This is a genomic window from Variovorax gossypii (assembly GCF_003965815.1).
Lineage (GTDB): Bacteria > Pseudomonadota > Gammaproteobacteria > Burkholderiales > Burkholderiaceae_C > Variovorax > Variovorax gossypii.
Genome location: NZ_RXOE01000003.1, coordinates 134555 through 150942, shown reverse-complemented (window position 1 = coordinate 150942; position 16388 = coordinate 134555). Strand labels below are relative to the sequence as shown.

The following is a 16388-nucleotide window of genomic DNA, read 5'->3' as shown; positions in this document are numbered from 1 at the left end:
CCGCGAAGAGCCTGGAGGAAAGAATGGCATTCGTCGAACCCGTCACGCTGAAGGCCCGCGGCATCGCACTGGTGCCGCTCGCGCCGGCCCATGAAGAAGGCCTGCGCGCCGCGGCCGCCGACGGCGAACTGTGGAAGCTGCGCGTCACCTCCGTGCCCGAGCCGGAGAACACGCGCGCCTACATCGAGACCGCACTCAAGACCGCGGACCGCTTCGCCTTCGCCGTGACCGACGAGGCCACCGGCACCGTGCTCGGCAGTACCAGCTTCCACGACATCCTGCCCGCCGTGAAGCGCGTGGAGATCGGCTACACGTGGTACGCCGCGCGCTGCCAGCGCACGCATGTCAACACCACCTGCAAGCTGCTGCTGCTCGCGCATGCCTTCGACACATTGGGCTGCAACGTCGTGGGCTGGCGCACCGACAACTTCAACTTCGCCTCGCAGCGCGCCATCGAGCGGCTGGGCGCGAAGAAGGACGGCGTGATCCGCGGCAACGTGATGCGCCGCGACGGCACCATCCGCGACACCGTCATGTACAGCCTGCGCGCGGGCGAATGGCCCGAGGTGAAGGCGCAGCTGCTGTACCTGCTCGACAAGCCGCGCGGCTAAAAGCGCCGGCGAGCGACGACAACACACAACGAAGGAGCGCCACCATGCTCATCGACTTCTTCTACACCCTGCGCTCGGCCAAGCTGCCGGTGTCGGTCAAGGAATACCTCACGCTGCTGGAGGCCCTGCAGGCCGACGTGGTGGGCCCCAACTCCGACGGGGCCCACAGCCTGGACGACTTCTACTACCTCTCGCGCACCGCACTGGTGAAGGACGAGAAGCACTACGACAAGTTCGACCGCGCCTTCGCCGCCTACTTCAAGGGCGTGGAGATGCTGACCGACTTCACCAAGGAAGTGCCGCTCGACTGGCTGCGCAAGACGCTGGAGCGCGAGTTCACGGCCGAAGAGAAAGCCAAGATCGAGAAGATGGGCTGGGACGAGCTCATGGAAACGCTCAAGAAGCGCTTCGAGGAGCAGAAGGAACGCCACGAGGGCGGCAGCAAGTGGATCGGCACCGGCGGCACCTCGCCCTTCGGCAACGGCGGCTACAACCCGCAGGGCGTGCGCATCGGCGGCGCGGGCAAGAACAAGAGCGCCGTGAAGGTGTGGGACCAGCGCGCCTACAAGGACTACGACGACACGCAGGAGCTGGGCACGCGCAACATCAAGGTCGCGCTGCGCCGGCTGCGCAAGTTCGCGCGCGAAGGCCACGACGAAGAGCTGGACCTCGACGACACCATCCACTCGACCGCCGCCAACGCCGGCTTCCTCGACATCAAGATGCGGCCCGAGCGCCACAACAACGTCAAGGTGCTGCTGCTGATGGACGTGGGCGGCACGATGGACGAGCACATCCAGCGCGTGGAGGAGCTGTTCTCGGCCGTGAAGACCGAGTTCAAGCACCTGGAGTTCTTCTACTTCCACAACTGCGTGTACGACTTCATGTGGAAGAACAACAAGCGCCGCTTCTCCGAGAAGTTCGCCACCTGGGACATCCTGCGCAAGTACAACAAGGACTACAAGCTCATCTTCGTCGGCGACGCGACCATGAGCCCCTACGAGATCCTGCAGCCCGGCGGCAGCGTCGAATACAACAACGAGGAAGCCGGCGCCGAGTGGATCCAGCGCCTTACGCACACCTTCCCGAAGTTCGCGTGGATCAACCCCGAGCCGCAGGGCGTGTGGCAGTACCGCCAGAGCATCGCGGTGATGCAGCAGCTGATGTCGAACCGCATGTACCCCCTCACGCTGCGGGGCCTCGAGGAAGCGATGCGCATGCTGTCCAAGTAGGACGATGCCGGCGATCCGGCCGGGCCTTCAGGAACCGGCCGGGCTTGCTGTCAGAATCCGCCCATGGTCAGGGCGGTTCCTGTTTCTTCGCCGGCATGGTGGCCGGCTTTCCTTTTGTTCGGCGTCCTGCTCTTGCAAGGCTGCAGTCTGCTGCCGAAAAAGGAATCCGCCGAAGAAAACAAACCCGTGACCGGCCTCGTTCGCAGCGGCACGGCCGGTGCCGGCACCACTGCGTCCGACAAGGATGAAGAAGGCGACGGCAAGAAGGCCGGCAACAAGCGCGACGCCTTCACCGTCGACGTGCGCGGTCCCGAGACCGTGCGCGACTACCTCAAGCTGCACCTCGAGATCCAGCGCTACCGCGAGCTCGACGACCTCGGCGCGACCGAGATCTCCCGCCTCATGGTGGCGGCCGAGACCAACGCCCGCGAGCTGCTCGCCACGCTCGGCTACTTCACCCCCACGCTGACACTGGAGCTCAACGAGACGCCGCAGGGCGAGAAGGCCCCGCGCGAGATCGTCATCAACGTCTCGCCCGGCGAGCTCACCAAGGTGAGCAACGTGCAGATCAGCTATGCCGGCCCCATCGCCGACGATGCCGCCGCCGAGTCGCAGCGCGACACCATCCGAACCGCATGGGCCCTGCGCGCCGGCCAGCCCTTCAGCCAGCAGGCCTGGGACGAGGCCAAGACCACGGCGCTGCGCAGCCTCACCGCCAGGCGCTTCCCCACAGGCAGCATCCGGATCAGCCGCGCCGAGGTGGATGCCGACCGCAGCGAAGCCCGCCTGAGCGTCACCTACCAGTCGGGCCCGGCCTACAAGTTCGGGCCGCTGGTGCTGCGCGGCATCCAGCGCTACGACCCCGACGGCGCGCGCCGCATCGCGCGCCTGCCCAGCGGCCAGGACTACGACCAGCAGAAGCTGCTCGACGCGCAGCAGCGCCTGGCCAGCAGCGGCTACTACGACTCCGTTTTCCTCACGCTCGACACCGAGAGCGCCGACCCGCTGGCCGCGCCCGTCATCGCGCAGCTGCGCGAGGCGCCGCTGCAGAAAGTGGTGCTGGGCGTGGGCTTCACCACCGACAACGGCCCGCGGCTTTCGATCGACCACATCCATAACCAGGTCCCGCTGCTGGGCTGGCGCGCCGTCTCGCGGCTGTCGGTGGACAACGACATCAAGTCGCTGTCGACCGAGTTGAAGGCCATTCCCGACGACCGCGGCTGGCGCTGGTTCTCCGGCGCCGAGCTCAAGAGCGAGCAGTCGGGCAGCTACGTGGTCGACAGCGGCCGGCTGCGCGGCGGGCGCAGCAAGTCGGGCGACCACATCGACCGCAGCTACTTCCTGCAGTACGACTACGCGCAGAACCGCGGCACCAACGCACCGCCCTCGGCCTCGGCCGTGACGGCCAACTGGGGCTGGACCGGGCGCTACTTCGACGACAACGCCACGCCCTCGCGCGGCTTCGGCCTCGCGCTCGAGGTGGCCGCGGGCTACACGCTCACCGGCGAGCAGGTGCCGTTCACACGCACCTACGCGCGCTGGCTCGGCGTGCTGCCGCTGGGCTCGGCCGAGGACAAGGAACTGCGCGCGCGCCGCAGCCGCCTGCAGCTGCGCGTGGAGGCCGGCGCCGTGTCGGCCAAGGACAGCGCGCAGATCCCCTCCACGCTGATGTTCCTGACCGGCGGCGACACCACCGTGCGCGGCTACAGCTACAAGCAGATCGGCACCGTGCGCGCCGACGGCACGACCGTGGCCGGCCGCTACCTCGGCGTGGCCAGCGTGGAGTGGCAGCGCCCCTTCGTCTACAACAACAAGCTCACCGAATGGGAGAGCGTGGTGTTCGTCGACGCCGGCGCCGTGGCCGACAAGCCCGGCGAACTCAAGCCCAAGGTCGGCGTGGGCGTGGGCGCGCGCTGGCGCAGCCCGGTCGGGCCGGTGCAGGCCGACCTGGCCTACGGCGTGGACTCGAAGAAGTTCCGCCTGCACTTCCGCCTCGGCTTCACCTTCTGACGCAGGCAACGCCAGATGCAGACCGACGACGACAACAAGTCCACGCCGCCCTCGCCTCCCCGCCGCTCTCGCGCGCGGCGCGCGATGCGCGCCCTCGCCTGGACCATCACAGGCCTGCTGCTCGCGGTGGCACTGCTGGTCGCCGGCGCATGGTGGTGGCTGGGCTCCGACACATCGCTCGCCTTCGCGCTCGCTCAGGCGGCGCAGCGCCTTCCAGCCGGCCAGACGCTGGAAAGCCGCGACGTGAGCGGCTCGCTTCGCACCGGCGGGCGCATCGGCTGGCTCAAGTACCAGAGCGAGAGCATCGCCGTGGAGGTGAACGACGCCACCATCGGCTGGCAGCTCGCGCCGCTGCTTCAGCGCAAGGTGCAGCTCGGCGAGGTGCACGCGAAGCAGGTGCTGATCGAGAAGCGCGGCCCGCCGAGCGAAAAGCCCACCGAGCCGCTCGAACAGCTCGCGCTGCCGGTCGAGGTCGAGCTGCCCTTCCGCGTCGACGAGCTGCGCTGGGCCGGCCCGCCCGTGCTGCAGGCGCTCAATCTCTCGGGCAACTACAGCTACAAGGCGGCCGAGCATCTGCTCGAGGTGAAGGGCGTGGACATCGCCGACGGCCACTACAGCACCCGCGTGAAGCTGCAGGGCCCCGCGCCGATGGCGATCGACGTCGCGCTCGACGGCCGCGTGAAGGCACCGCTGGCCGAGGACCACGACATCGACGTGCTGGCCGCGGCCACCGTCAAGGGCACGCTCGCCGGCACCGCCGCCCGCCTGCAGGTGGCCGCCGAGCTGAAGCCCGCCGAGGAGAACGCCGACGCACCGATGGAAGCCAGCCTGCAGGCACAGATCGCGCCCTGGCTGCCGCAGCCGGTGATCGACGCGAAGGCCGACCTGCGCAACGTCGACGCATCGAGCCTGTGGCCCGGCGCGCCCGAGACAAGGCTCACCGGCATCGTCGAACTCCAGCCCGACGCCGACACCGGTCCCTCCGCATGGAAGGCCTCGGCCGACATCCGCAACGCCGTGCCCGGCCCCTGGGACCAGGAGAAGCTGCCGCTCGAACAGGTGCTGGCCAAGGTCGGCTTCGACGGCACGAGCTGGGCGATTTCCGAAGCCACCGTGCGCGCGGGCGGCGGGCGCATCGACGCGGCCGGCAAGTGGAGCCCCGCGCCCTCCCCCTGGCAAGCCCAGGCCACGGTGCGCGGCGTGCGGCCGGGCGCGCTCTACAGCGAGCTCTCGGGCGCGCCGGTCAGCGGCCAGCTCAAGGCCGAGCAGAAGGAAAGCACCATCGTCTTCGACGCCAATCTGCGCGCCGAGGGCGGCGCGGGCAGCAAGGCCCTGCCCGGCTTCGCGCTCGACCGCGCGCTGGCGCAGGGCCAGTGGAAGGACCAGGTGCTCGACCTGCGCACGCTGCGCATCGAGGCGCAGCGCGCCAGCGTCGATGGCCGCCTGCAGGTGCGCGTGGCCGAGCAGGCGGCGAGCGGCAAGCTGGCCCTCGCGTTGCCCGGCGGCAGCGCGCAGGTCGAAGGCCGCATCGCGCCGGATTCGGGCAGCGGCGAGATCAGGGCCGCCATCGACGATGCGGACACCGTGCAGCGCTGGGTGCAGGGCCTGCCGGGGCTGTCGAAGGTGTTCGCGGACGCGAGCGCCAAGGGCTCCGCAAAGCTCGACGCCAGCTGGCAGGGCGGATGGCGCACCATCCAGCGCCGGCTCGAAAACCCCAACGCGCCCGTGCCGCGCGGCAGCACCGAACCCAGCATCAAGGCAGCGCTCGGCGTGCCCCGCCTGGACCTCGCCCTGCCCTCTGAGCAACCCGGCGGCGCCACCACCTCCGCCCAGGTGCGCAACCTGCAGGCCGACCTTGCCGGCAGCCTCGCGCAGGCCACGCTCGCGCTGAAGGGCGAAGCCGCCACCGGCACGCAGAAGATCGACATCGACACCCGCGCCAGCGGCGGCATCGCCGGCGCCGGCCAGTGGCGCGCAGCGCTGGCCAGCCTGAAGCTGCAGGCGCAGGACAGCGCCCGCCCCGGCGCGCCATGGGTGCTGGAGCTGGGCCGCGAGGTCACGGCGACGATCCGCACCGGCAACAACAGCGCCGGCACCGCGCCGCGCCTCGACGTCGAGGCCTCCGCCGCCTCGGCCACGCTGCGCGGCCCCGTGCCCGGCACGGTGCGCATCGACTGGCAGCCGCTGCGCTTCAGCCAGAGCGGCGCCGCGCCCAACCGCGTGTTCCGCCTGCAGTCCAAGGGCCAGATGCAGGGGCTGCCGATGGCCTGGGCGGGCGCGTTCGGCGCCAACACCACGCTCGGCGAATACGGCATCAGCGGCGACCTGATGTTCAACGGCGACTGGGACATCGACGCCGGCGACACGCTGCACGCCAAGGCCCGCCTCGCGCGCCAGAGCGGCGACATCCGCGTGCAGGCCGGCGAGGCCGCGCTCGTCACGCGCATCACCAGCACCGGCACGGGCACCGCCAGCGAGCGCACGATGAATTCCGCCTCGGCCAGCGGCGACGCGCCCAGCACGCCTGCCGGCCTGCGCCAGGCCGAGCTGCGCCTCGATGCCGACGGCGACGCCGTGCGCGCTGTGCTCGCATGGGACAGCGAGCGCGCCGGCAAGATCGACGCCGACATCAACACCCGCGTGCAGCAGCGCGCGGGCGGCTGGCAGTGGGCGCCCGACGCGCCGCTGGGCGGCACCATCAAGGCCACGCTGCCGAACCTCGGCGTGTGGTCGATGCTCGCGCCTCCGGGCTGGCGCATCGCCGGCACGCTCGACGCCAGCGCCACGCTCTCGGGCAACCGCGCCGTGCCGCGCTGGAACGGCACGCTGGGCGCCGACAAGCTCGCGCTGCGCGCGCCGGTGGAAGGGCTGGACCTGCGCGACGGCCGGCTGCGCGCCACGCTCACCGGCGAGCGCGTGGAGATCACCGAATTCACGCTCAAGGGCGGCGCCGGCAGTTCCGCGCGCATCGGCGGCCAGAGCGGCAACCGCAGCACCACCGCCAGCGAAGCCCGCACCGACGGCGGCACGCTCTCCGCCACCGGCGACCTCAGCTGGGGCCCGGCCACCGGCAGCGCGACAGGCATCCGCATGGCGCTGCAGGGCCAGCTGCGCGCGCTGCGCGTGCTGGTGCGCACCGACCGGCAGGTCACGCTCTCGGGCGACCTGCAGGCAAAGCTCGACAACGGCCAGTTCACCGTGCGCGGCAAGCTCAAGACCGACCGAGCCGTCATCATCCTGCCCGACGAGACCGCGCCCAGCCTGGGCAGCGACGTGGTCGTGCGCTCCGCAGCCAAGGACCGCGAGACCGCCGAGGCGGCGCAGCGCGAATCCGCCCGCGCCGACGCGCAGGCCGCGAAGCCGCAGACGGCCAAGCCGCCGGACGTGGCCGTCGAGTTCGACCTCGGCGACGACTTCGCGGTGCAGGGCCGTGGCATCACCACGCGGCTCGAAGGCAACCTGGAGATCCGCAGCACCAGCCTGAACGCGCCGCCGCGCATCACCGGCGAGGTGAAGACCGTGAAGGGCCAGTACCGCGCCTACGGCCAGCAGCTCGACGTCGAGACCGGCATCGCGCGCTTCAACGGCCCCTTCGACAACCCGGCGCTCGACATCCTCGCGATCCGCCCGAACCTCTCGCAGCGCGCGGGCGTGCAGATCACCGGCACCGCCCAGTCGCCGCGCGTGAAGCTGTATTCGGAGCCGGCGCTGTCCGATGCCGAAACGCTCTCGTGGGTCATCCTCGGTCGCGCCTCGGCCACCAGCGGCGGCGAGTCGGCGCTGCTGCAGCAGGCCGCGCTGTCGCTGCTCGGCAAGATCGGCGGCGCCACCACCGGCGGCAGCCTGGCCAGCCGCTTCGGGCTGGACGAACTCGGCTTCAAGGGACCGGGCAACGGCGGCGACCTGCGCGAATCCGCCGTGACGCTGGGCAAGCGCCTGTCGAAGGACTTCTACATCACCTACGAACGCAGCATCGGCGGCACCTTCGGCACCCTCTTCATCTTCTACGACCTGACGACGCGCCTCACCCTGCGCGGCCAGGCCGGGCAGACCAGCGGCCTCGACCTGATCTACACGGTCAAGTACGACTGAGGACCGGGAGCGTATTGCCCCGACTTCGGCGCGCGATCAGCAAGGCACGCCCTTTCGCCCGGGTCAGACCGACTGTCGGGCCCTCTCGAGCTCGGCGTGCGCCAGCACCCGTACGTCCGTGGCGGGCTGCGCCGAGCCGTTCCTGAAGAAGGGACTCTGGCGCCAACGCCCCGTGAAGCGGGCGCCCAGCACGAAGCGTGCAATCTTCAAGGTGCCGACAAGCGCTTTGAACCCCGGTTTGGCGACAGGCCCCTTCGCATGGGTGGGATTGACGTCGAAATGTCCCGGCCATGCTTGGGCCACCTGCTGCGCCGACTCTCCGAGGCAGCTGTGCACGATCCCCACGTACGACATCTGGGGCCGCCGGACGGTGTTGGCGATCGGGGTCCCGCAGCAGCTCGCGTACCAGCGATAGAGGCCCTTGTCGGTGAGCGAGAGACACGCCAGCTGGTCGCTGCCCTGCGTGAAGGCGAGGTTGCTCTGCAGCGAGGCGACGATCGCCGTTCCGCCGTTCGCATCCACCGTGCGCTCCGGCGCGCCGAGCGCATGCGCGGCGGTCTGGCAGTCGCGGCAATAGCACACGAGCCTGAGGGCCTGGTCGGGGAAGGCCAGCGCGCCGCGCACTTGGCCGCAGCGGCAGCGGATGGGGTGAGGTGTGCTCATGGACGAAGGAGAAGAAGAGTTGAGGGGCGCAGGTCGGTCACTTGCCGACTCCTATCTGCTGCGGGTACTGCTGCTGGTGCTGCTCGCGCCGGCGACGATGAAACGAAGCATGTTCTCGAGCACCTCGTCGAAGTCCGCGGAACGACCGAGCTTTCCGGCCAGTTGAAGGGACACGGCTCCGTGGATTGCGCTCCAGAAGATCCGCCCCAGCAGGCGCGGATCCCCCACGAGGGAACCGTCCGTGACCAGTCGCTCCATCGGAGCCGTCATGATCTGCTCGGCACGCTGCGCAGCCCTCTCCAGGTCCGGGAAGTCCGAAATCGCGGGATGCGGCAGATCGAACATGAGCTTGTACGCCCGTGGGTTCTCGAATGCGAAGCGAAGGTAGGCCTTGCGTACCGCAGCCGAACGCTCCCAGACGCTGCCCTGCAGCCCGAACGCATCCTCCAGGGCTTGCGAGAAGCGATCGAGCGCAGCCGCGGTGACGGCGGCAAGAATTTCGTTCTTGTCGCGAAAGTAGCGGTACGGCGTCATCGCGCTGCAGCCCAGCTGTTGCGCAAGTTGCCGCACCGAGACGCCTTCCACGCCTTGGTCGGCAAAGGCGCGCTCTGCGACGTCGAGCAGGCGACGGCGGAAGTCTTGGACCTCCGCATCTGACAACACTTTGGGCATGTCGTATCCAGTCTGCTTTTATTATTTACACAGTAAATATACGACGTAAATAAATCTTGAGCAAGCGTCCTCATTGACGCTCTCGGCGGAAGCGATGTGAACAGTTGATCAACTGAACTGCACCAGATGGAAGTCGGCACGACGATGCTCGAGGATTCGTCAGCAGCGGTCGTTGCTCGATATCGCGCAGCACAGCGGCACCGCAGTCAGGTTATACGCGAGCGATCATGTTTGCCTGTCGCTGTTGCTCTGCGTGGAAGCACTTGGACAAACAAACGCTCGCGGACTTCGGCCTTGACCCGCGTCTCGCGCGCGTGATAAGAACCGTCCCTCGCCTTCACCGAGGAGCGACGACTATGAAAAAAGATGGAGACAAGGGCGAGAACCTTTCGAGCTTTCCAGAAGGTTCTCGGACGTCCGCCCCACCCGGGCTCTCGCGCATCGCGTTCATGCGCGGCGCGCTGCGCGGCACGATCGCGCTGATCGCGGGCATCGCGGCGGTGGCTTCCATTCCCTATTGGGGTGGCGAGCACTTCCCGGTCACAAGCCTCGTGATCTACGTGGCTGGCATGGTGTTCGTCGCGATGCCGCTGTGCCTCTACTACGAGTCGCTGCTGCAGGCGCAGGAAGGCACGGCGCCCGAACAGCCTCAGCCCCAGTCTTCCGTCGCGCCCAGGCCCTTGCAGGCCTGAGCCCGCGGCGCCGGCTCAGGCCGCCGCAGCGGGCAGCAGCGTCGCGCGATGGCTGCGGATCGCCGAGGCGACGATCGGCATCAGCAGCGGCGTCTTTCCCGCGTCGAAGTCGCGTATCAGCTGGATGCGCATGCTCGGCGCCCAGAACGACTTCAGGTGCGCGGCGATCGCCTGCGTTGCGGCGCCCGAGTCGCTCGGCGACTGCGCCTGGAAGAAGGTGCCGATCTGGTTGGCCATCTTGACCAGCTGTGCCGAGTGATCGTGCTCCATGGGACTTTCTGAAAAATGTGTTGCTTGATGAAGTGATGAATCTTCAGCGCACGCTGTGCTGCTGCGCCGTGCGCAGCCTCTGCGGGTGGCTGTAGACGCCCAGGTCCTGCTCGCGCGCGAAGCCCACCAGCGTGAGGCCAGCGCGCTGCGCCGTGGCCACCGCGAAGGAGGTTGGCGCCGACACCGCCGCGAGCAGCGGCGCACCGGCCATCGCGGCCTTCTGCACCATCTCGAAGCTCGCACGGCTGGTGACCGCGATGAAGCCGACGGAGGCATCGACGTCGTTGGCCGCGAGCGCACCGACCAGCTTGTCGAGCGCGTTGTGGCGGCCCACGTCCTCGCGCAGCCACATCACCTCGCCGTCGTCCGAACACCATGCGGCCGCGTGCACGGCGCCGGTGGCTTCCTGCAAGGTCTGCTGCGACGGCAGCTGCGACATCGCGCGGCCGATGGCCTCGCGCCCGAAGCGCACCGTGGCATCGTCCTGCAGAACCGGCAACTCTCGCGAGACCTGCGTCAGGCTCTCGGTGCCGCACAGGCCGCAGCCGGTGCGCCCGGCCATCGAGCGGCGGCGCTGCTTCAGGCGCGTGAAGGCCGCGCCCGACACCTGCATGTGCACCGTGAAGCCCAGCGCCGACTGCTCGGCCTCCACCGAATAGAGCTCGTGCGCCGCATCGAGGATGCCCTCGCTCAGCGAGAAGCCGAGCGCGAAGTCTTCCAGGTCGAGCGGCGTCGCGAGCATCACCGCGTGCGAGATGCCGTTGTATTCGAGCGCCACGGGCACCTCCTCGGCCACCCAGTCCTGCACGTCGAAGGGCCTGCCGCCGCGCACGCCGTGCACGGGCAGCAGCTGCGCGCCTTCGCAGAACCGGACGGTGTCGGCATCGGTGGCCAGCATGTTCATACGGGTCGCGCCCTCACTTGGCCGGAACCGTCTCGCCGCCCTGCGGCGCCGATGCGGCAGCGAGCAGCTCATGCTGCGTGCGGTTGAAGCGGCTGTACTCCTGCTGCCAGGAAGAAGGCTGCATCACCGGCATCACCTGCACCGCCGTGACCTTGTACTCGGGGCAGTTGGTGGCCCAGTCGGAGTTGTCGGTGGTGATCACGTTCGCGCCCGACTCGGGGAAGTGGAAGGTTGTGTAGACCACGCCCGGCTGCACGCGCTCGGACACCGTGGCGCGCAGCACCGTCTCGCCCGCGCGGCTCTGGATGCCGACCCAGTCGCCTTCCTTCACGCCGCGCTCCTCCGCGTCGTGCGGATGGATCTCCAGCCGGTCCTCGCTGTGCCACTGGTTGTTCTCGGTGCGCCGCGTCTGCGCGCCCACGTTGTACTGCGAGAGGATGCGCCCGGTCGTCAGCAGCAGCGGGAACTTGCGCGTGACCTTCTCGTCCGTCGCCACGTACTGCGTGACGATGAACTTGCCCTTGCCGCGCACGAAGCGGTCGATGTGCATGGTGGGCGTGCCGTCGGGCGCGTTCTCGTTGCAGGGCCACTGGATGCTGCCGAGCTCGTCGAGGCGCTTGTAGCTCACGCCGTGGAAGGTGGGCGTGAGCGCGGCGATCTCGTCCATGATCTCTTCCGGGCTCTTGTAGTCCATCGGATAGCCGAGGGCCTGCGCGAGCTTCACCGTCACTTCCCAGTCGGCAAGGCCGGCCTTGGGCGGCATCACCTTGCGCACGCGGGAGATGCGGCGCTCGGCGTTGGTGAAGGTGCCGTCCTTTTCCAGGAACGAAGAGCCCGGCAGGAACACGTGCGCGTACTTGGCGGTCTCGTTGAGGAAGATGTCCTGCACCACCACGCACTCCATGCCCATCATCGCGGCCGCCACGTGCTGCGTGTTCGGGTCGGACTGCACGATGTCCTCGCCCTCGCAGTACAGGCCCTTGAAGCTGCCGCCGATGGCTGCATCGAACATGTTGGGAATGCGCAGGCCCGGCTCGGGGTTGATCTGCACGCCCCAGGCCGACTCGAACGTGGCGCGCGTGGTGCTGTCCGACACGTGCCGGTAGCCCGGCAGCTCGTGCGGGAACGAACCCATGTCGCAGGAGCCCTGCACGTTGTTCTGGCCCCGCAGCGGGTTCACGCCCACGCCCTCGCGGCCGACGTTGCCGGTGACCATGGCGAGGTTGGCGATGCCCATCACCGTGGTCGAGCCCTGGCTGTGCTCGGTCACGCCCAGGCCGTAGTAGATGGCGCCGTTGCCCGCCGTGGCGAAGAGGCGCGCGGCGGCGCGCATCTCGGCCGCCGGCACGCCCGTCACCGCCTCGGTGGCCTCGGGCGACTGCTCGGGGCGCTCCACGTACGACTTCCATTCCTTGAACGAGGCCGAGTCGCAGCGTTCGGCGACGAAGTCGTCGGCCATCAGCCCTTCGGTGACGATGACGTGCGCCAGCGCCGTGACCACGGCCACGTTGGTGCCGGGCCGCAGCTGCAGGTGATGCGCGGCCTTGATGTGCGGCGACTTCACGATGTCGATGCGGCGCGGATCGACCACGATCAGCTTCGCGCCCTGGCGCAGCCGCTTCTTCATGCGCGATGCGAACACCGGGTGGCCATCGGTCGGGTTGGCGCCGATCACCATGATCACGTCAGCCTTGTCCACCGAGGCGAAGGTCTGCGTGCCCGCCGATTCGCCCAGCGTCTGCTTCAGGCCGTAGCCCGTGGGCGAATGGCACACGCGTGCGCAGGTGTCGACGTTGTTGTTGCCGAAGGCGGCGCGCACCAGCTTCTGCACGAGGTAGGTTTCCTCGTTGGTGCAGCGCGACGAGGTGATGCCGCCGATGGAGTCCTGGCCGTACTTGGCCTGCAGGCGCTTGAACTCGCTGGCCGCGTAGTTGATGGCCGTGTCCCAACTCACCTCCTGCCACGGGTCGGTGATGTTCTTGCGGATCATCGGCTTGAGCATGCGGTCCTGGTGCGTGGCGTAGCCCCAGGCGAAGCGGCCCTTCACGCAGGAGTGGCCTTCGTTGGCCTTGCCGTCCTTCCACGGCACCATGCGCACGACCTCGTTGCCCTTCATCTCTGCCTTGAAGGCGCAGCCCACGCCGCAGTAGGCGCAGGTGGTGATCACGCTGTGCTCGGGCTGGCCGAGCCAGATCACCGACTTCTCCTGCAGCGTGGCGGTGGGGCAGGCCTCGACGCAGGCACCGCAGCTCACGCACTCCGAATCCATGAAGGCCTCGTCCTGGCCCGGCGACACGCGCGACTCGAAGCCGCGGCCGCTGATCGTCAGCGCGAAAGTGCCCTGCGTTTCCTCGCAGGCGCGCACGCAGCGGTTGCACACGATGCACTTCGACGGGTCGTAGCTGAAGTACGGGTTCGACTCGTCCTTCTCGCTCTTCAGGTGGTTGGCGCCGTCGAAGCCGTAGCGCACGTTGCGCAGGCCGGTCACGCCCGCCATGTCCTGCAGCTCGCAGTTGCCGTTGGCCGAGCAGGTGAGGCAGTCGAGCGGGTGGTCGGAGATGTAGAGCTCCATCACGCCCTTGCGCAGATCCTGCAGCTTCGGCGTCTGGGTGCGCACCTTCATGCCCGCTTCGGCCGGCGTGGTGCACGAGGCCGGGAAGCCCCGGCGTCCCTCGATCTCGACCAGGCACAGCCGGCACGAACCGAAGGGCTCCAGGCTGTCGGTGGCGCAGAGCTTGGGCACCTGGATGCCCGCATCCACCGCCGCGCGCATCAGCGAAGTGCCCGCGGGCACCGTGACTTCATTGCCGTCGATCTCCAGCGTCACCTCGCGCTCGGATTCGCGCTTGGGAGTGCCGTAGTCGATGTCCTTGAGATGGTCCAACATGTCTTTAGCTTTCTCTCTGATCTGGCAATTCACCACGGCTGTGCGAAGCGCAAACCGACTCCTTCACACCTGCGGCGTCCGCACCTGGGTCGCGGAACACCGTGGAACCGGCTTTGCCGGGCCACCGGTGTTGCCCCCTTGAGGGGGGAGGCGGCTACACGAAGTGAGCAAGCAACGGGGATGGGCATATCACGCAGCCTTGCGGTCAGGCGCTTCGATTCCGAAGTCCTGCGGGAAATGGTCCAGCGCCGAGAGCACCGGGAACGGCGTCATGCCGCCCATGGCGCACAGCGAGCCGTGGACCATCGTGTCGCACAGGTCGCGCAGCAGCATCACCTGCTGCGGTCGGTTCTGGTTGCCGCGGATCTTGTCGATCACCTCGACGCCGCGCGTCGAGCCGATGCGGCACGGCGTGCACTTGCCGCACGACTCCAGCGCACAGAACTCCATGGCGTAGCGCGCGAGCTTCGACAGATCGGCCGTGTCGTCGTGCACCACGATGCCGCCGTGGCCCACGGTGCCGCCGACGGCCGCGTAGGCCTCGTAATCGAGCGGCAGGTCCCACTTCGATTCGGGCAGGTAGGCGCCCAGCGGCCCGCCGACCTGCACCGCCTTGATCGGCCGGCCCGAGGCCGAGCCGCCGCCGTAGTCGTAGAGCAGCTCGCGCAGCGTGACGCCGAAGGCCTTCTCGACCAGGCCGCCGTACTTGATGTTGCCGGCCAGCTGCATCGGCAGCGTGCCGCGCGAGCGGCCCACGCCGTAGTCGCGGTAGAAGGCCGCGCCGCGCGCCAGGATCAGCGGCACGCTGGCCAGCGTGATGACGTTGTTGATGAGCGTGGGCTGACCGAACAGGCCTTCGATGGCCGGCAGCGGCGGCTTGGCGCGCACGATGCCGCGCTTGCCCTCCAGGCTCTCGAGCAGCGCAGTTTCCTCGCCGCACACGTACGAGCCCGCGCCCTTGCGCACCGCGAGCGAGAAGCGCTTGCCCGAACGCAGGATGTTGTCGCCGAGGAAGCCCGCAGCCTCCGCGACGCGGATGGCCTCGTTCAGCGTCGCGATCGCATGCGGGTACTCCGAACGCACGTAGATGTAGCCCTGCGTCGCGCCGGTGGCGAGGCCCGCGATGGTCATGCCCTCGATCAGCATGAAGGGGTCGCCCTCCATGGTCATGCGGTCGGAGAAGGTGCCCGAGTCGCCTTCGTCGGCGTTGCAGACGATGTACTTCTGCGCCGCCGCCGTCCCCAGCACCGTCTTCCACTTGATGCCCGCCGGGAAGGCCGCGCCGCCGCGTCCGCGCAGGCCCGAGTCGAGCACCTGCTGCACGATCTCCTCGGGCGCAAGCGCCAGCGCACGGCGCAGGCCGGCGAAGCCCTCGTAGGCCTGGTAGTCGGTGAGCGACACCGGGTCGGTGATGCCCATGCGCGAGAAGGTCAGGCGCTCCTGCTTCTTCAGGTACGGAATCTCCTCGGTCGGGCCGAGCGCGAGCGGGTGCCTGCCGCCGGTGAGGAAGCCGGCGTCGAACAGGCCGGCCACATCGTCGGGCGTCACCGGTCCGTAGGCCATGCGGCCTGCGGGCGTGTTCACCTCGACCAGCGGCTCGAGCCAGAACATGCCGCGCGAACCGTTGCGCACCAGCTCGAGCATCAGGCCGCGCGCCGCGGCCTCCTTGGCGATGCATCGGGCCACGCGGTCGGCGCCGGCAGCGAGCGCGGCCGAATCGCGCGGAACGTAGACGGTGATCGTGCTCATGCACGGCCTCCTTCGGTCTGCGCGACCAATGCGTCGAACCCCTTGGCCGTCATGCGCGCATACGGCTGCTCGTCCAGCGTCATCGCGGGCGACGAGGCGCACAGGCCGAGGCAGAAGGCCGGCTCCAGCGTGAACGCGCCGTCCTTCGTCGTGCCGTGCGCGCTGCAACCCAGTCGCAGCTCGGCGTGCGCGAGCAATGCATCCGCGCCCATCGACTGGCAGGCCTCGGCGCGGCAGATCTGGATCACGTGCCGGCCCGCGGGCTGGCTGCGGAAGTGGTGGTAGTAGGTGACGACGCCGTGCACCTCGGCGCGCGAGAGGTTCTGCGCCTCCGCGATCACCGGCACCGCGTCGGCGGGGATGTAGCCGAGTGCGTCCTGCACGTCGTGCAGTATCGGCAGCAGCGCGCCGGGCTCGTCCGCATGCAGCTGAAGGATGCGCTGCACGGCCGCGAGTTCGTCCGTGTCGTGCTGCCCTTGCCGCGCCTGCTGAACCTGTTCTGGTTTCATGGTCCGTCCGATCTGCTCCGTTGCCGTCAGCTTGCAAGCGGAGCTGTTTTCATCGTGGTTCTGTCACGGGTTCGACGTCGTTGGATTCGACGCGAAT

At 68.9% G+C, this 16388-nt stretch carries 12 protein-coding genes; 5 read left to right on the top strand and 7 right to left on the bottom strand.

Translation table 11 applies throughout. The annotated features are described in order from the left end of the window. Positions 1–23: 23 nt before the first annotated feature. From EJP69_RS15560 to EJP69_RS15545, 4 genes are all read left to right on the top strand, one after another. A complete protein-coding gene (locus EJP69_RS15560; RefSeq protein WP_126471276.1) occupies positions 24–611 on the top strand; it encodes a GNAT family N-acetyltransferase in 588 nt (195 codons plus the stop codon). 44 nt (positions 612–655) lie between these two features. Beyond that, complete coding sequence (locus EJP69_RS15555; RefSeq protein ID WP_125949416.1) at positions 656–1843, top strand: vWA domain-containing protein; 1188 nt, start codon at positions 656–658, stop codon at positions 1841–1843. Positions 1844–1906: 63 nt separating this feature from the next. Continuing rightward, positions 1907–3853, top strand: a complete 1947-nt coding sequence (locus tag EJP69_RS15550; protein ID WP_126471274.1) for an autotransporter assembly complex protein TamA — start codon at positions 1907–1909, stop codon at positions 3851–3853. A 15-nt stretch (positions 3854–3868) separates the two neighbouring features. Continuing rightward, positions 3869–7945: a translocation/assembly module TamB domain-containing protein gene (locus EJP69_RS15545; RefSeq protein WP_126471272.1), complete on the top strand. Its 4077-nt coding sequence runs from the start codon at positions 3869–3871 to the stop codon at positions 7943–7945. A 63-nt stretch (positions 7946–8008) separates the two neighbouring features. On the opposite strand, the gene EJP69_RS15540 is transcribed toward EJP69_RS15545, so the two are convergent. Both EJP69_RS15540 and EJP69_RS15535 read right to left on the bottom strand, forming a co-directional pair. Further along, positions 8009–8608, bottom strand: a complete 600-nt coding sequence (locus tag EJP69_RS15540) for a DUF6151 family protein (RefSeq protein WP_126471270.1) — start codon at positions 8606–8608, stop codon at positions 8009–8011. A gap of 51 nt (positions 8609–8659) precedes the next feature. Continuing rightward, the gene (locus EJP69_RS15535) at positions 8660–9280 is read right to left on the bottom strand and encodes a TetR/AcrR family transcriptional regulator (protein WP_126471266.1); all 621 of its coding nucleotides are present in this window, start codon (positions 9278–9280) and stop codon (positions 8660–8662) included. Between the two features lie 356 nt (positions 9281–9636). Here EJP69_RS15535 and EJP69_RS15530 point away from each other — a divergent pair, with 356 nt between their 5' ends. Further along, a complete protein-coding gene (locus EJP69_RS15530; RefSeq protein WP_240652167.1) occupies positions 9637–9972 on the top strand; it encodes a hypothetical protein in 336 nt (111 codons plus the stop codon). Between the two features lie 15 nt (positions 9973–9987). Here the strand turns inward: EJP69_RS15530 and EJP69_RS15525 are convergent, their stop codons facing one another. The 5 genes from EJP69_RS15525 to EJP69_RS15505 form a co-directional block, all read right to left on the bottom strand. Further along, complete coding sequence (locus EJP69_RS15525; RefSeq protein ID WP_093206563.1) at positions 9988–10242, bottom strand: formate dehydrogenase subunit delta; 255 nt, start codon at positions 10240–10242, stop codon at positions 9988–9990. Positions 10243–10285: 43 nt separating this feature from the next. Further along, positions 10286–11140 (bottom strand): formate dehydrogenase accessory sulfurtransferase FdhD, encoded by an 855-nt coding sequence (fdhD, locus tag EJP69_RS15520; RefSeq protein ID WP_170217141.1) that lies wholly within the window; start codon positions 11138–11140, stop codon positions 10286–10288. A 19-nt stretch (positions 11141–11159) separates the two neighbouring features. After that, positions 11160–14033, bottom strand: coding sequence for a formate dehydrogenase subunit alpha (fdhF, locus tag EJP69_RS15515; protein ID WP_126471264.1), 2874 nt, complete (start codon positions 14031–14033; stop codon positions 11160–11162). Positions 14034–14222: 189 nt separating this feature from the next. Continuing rightward, the gene (locus tag EJP69_RS15510; RefSeq protein WP_093206560.1) at positions 14223–15782 is read right to left on the bottom strand and encodes a formate dehydrogenase beta subunit; all 1560 of its coding nucleotides are present in this window, start codon (positions 15780–15782) and stop codon (positions 14223–14225) included. Next, positions 15779–16291 (bottom strand): formate dehydrogenase subunit gamma, encoded by a 513-nt coding sequence (locus EJP69_RS15505; protein ID WP_093206559.1) that lies wholly within the window; start codon positions 16289–16291, stop codon positions 15779–15781. The genes EJP69_RS15510 and EJP69_RS15505 overlap by 4 nt, the downstream gene beginning before the upstream one ends. Positions 16292–16388: the final 97 nt, after the last annotated feature.

Excerpts from the sequence above, each read along its gene's own strand:
- EJP69_RS15560 (WP_126471276.1), top strand. The coding sequence starts at position 24 with ATGGCATTCGTCGAACCCGTCACGCTGAAGGCCCGCGGCATCGCACTG.
- EJP69_RS15555 (WP_125949416.1), top strand. The coding sequence starts at position 656 with ATGCTCATCGACTTCTTCTACACCCTGCGCTCGGCCAAGCTGCCGGTG.
- EJP69_RS15550 (WP_126471274.1), top strand. The coding sequence starts at position 1,907 with ATGGTCAGGGCGGTTCCTGTTTCTTCGCCGGCATGGTGGCCGGCTTTC.
- EJP69_RS15545 (WP_126471272.1), top strand. The coding sequence starts at position 3,869 with ATGCAGACCGACGACGACAACAAGTCCACGCCGCCCTCGCCTCCCCGC.
- EJP69_RS15540 (WP_126471270.1), bottom strand. The coding sequence starts at position 8,608 with ATGAGCACACCTCACCCCATCCGCTGCCGCTGCGGCCAAGTGCGCGGC.
- EJP69_RS15535 (WP_126471266.1), bottom strand. The coding sequence starts at position 9,280 with ATGCCCAAAGTGTTGTCAGATGCGGAGGTCCAAGACTTCCGCCGTCGC.
- EJP69_RS15530 (WP_240652167.1), top strand. The coding sequence starts at position 9,637 with ATGAAAAAAGATGGAGACAAGGGCGAGAACCTTTCGAGCTTTCCAGAA.
- EJP69_RS15525 (WP_093206563.1), bottom strand. The coding sequence starts at position 10,242 with ATGGAGCACGATCACTCGGCACAGCTGGTCAAGATGGCCAACCAGATC.
- fdhD (WP_170217141.1), bottom strand. The coding sequence starts at position 11,140 with ATGCTGGCCACCGATGCCGACACCGTCCGGTTCTGCGAAGGCGCGCAG.
- fdhF (WP_126471264.1), bottom strand. The coding sequence starts at position 14,033 with ATGTTGGACCATCTCAAGGACATCGACTACGGCACTCCCAAGCGCGAA.
- EJP69_RS15510 (WP_093206560.1), bottom strand. The coding sequence starts at position 15,782 with ATGAGCACGATCACCGTCTACGTTCCGCGCGATTCGGCCGCGCTCGCT.
- EJP69_RS15505 (WP_093206559.1), bottom strand. The coding sequence starts at position 16,291 with ATGAAACCAGAACAGGTTCAGCAGGCGCGGCAAGGGCAGCACGACACG.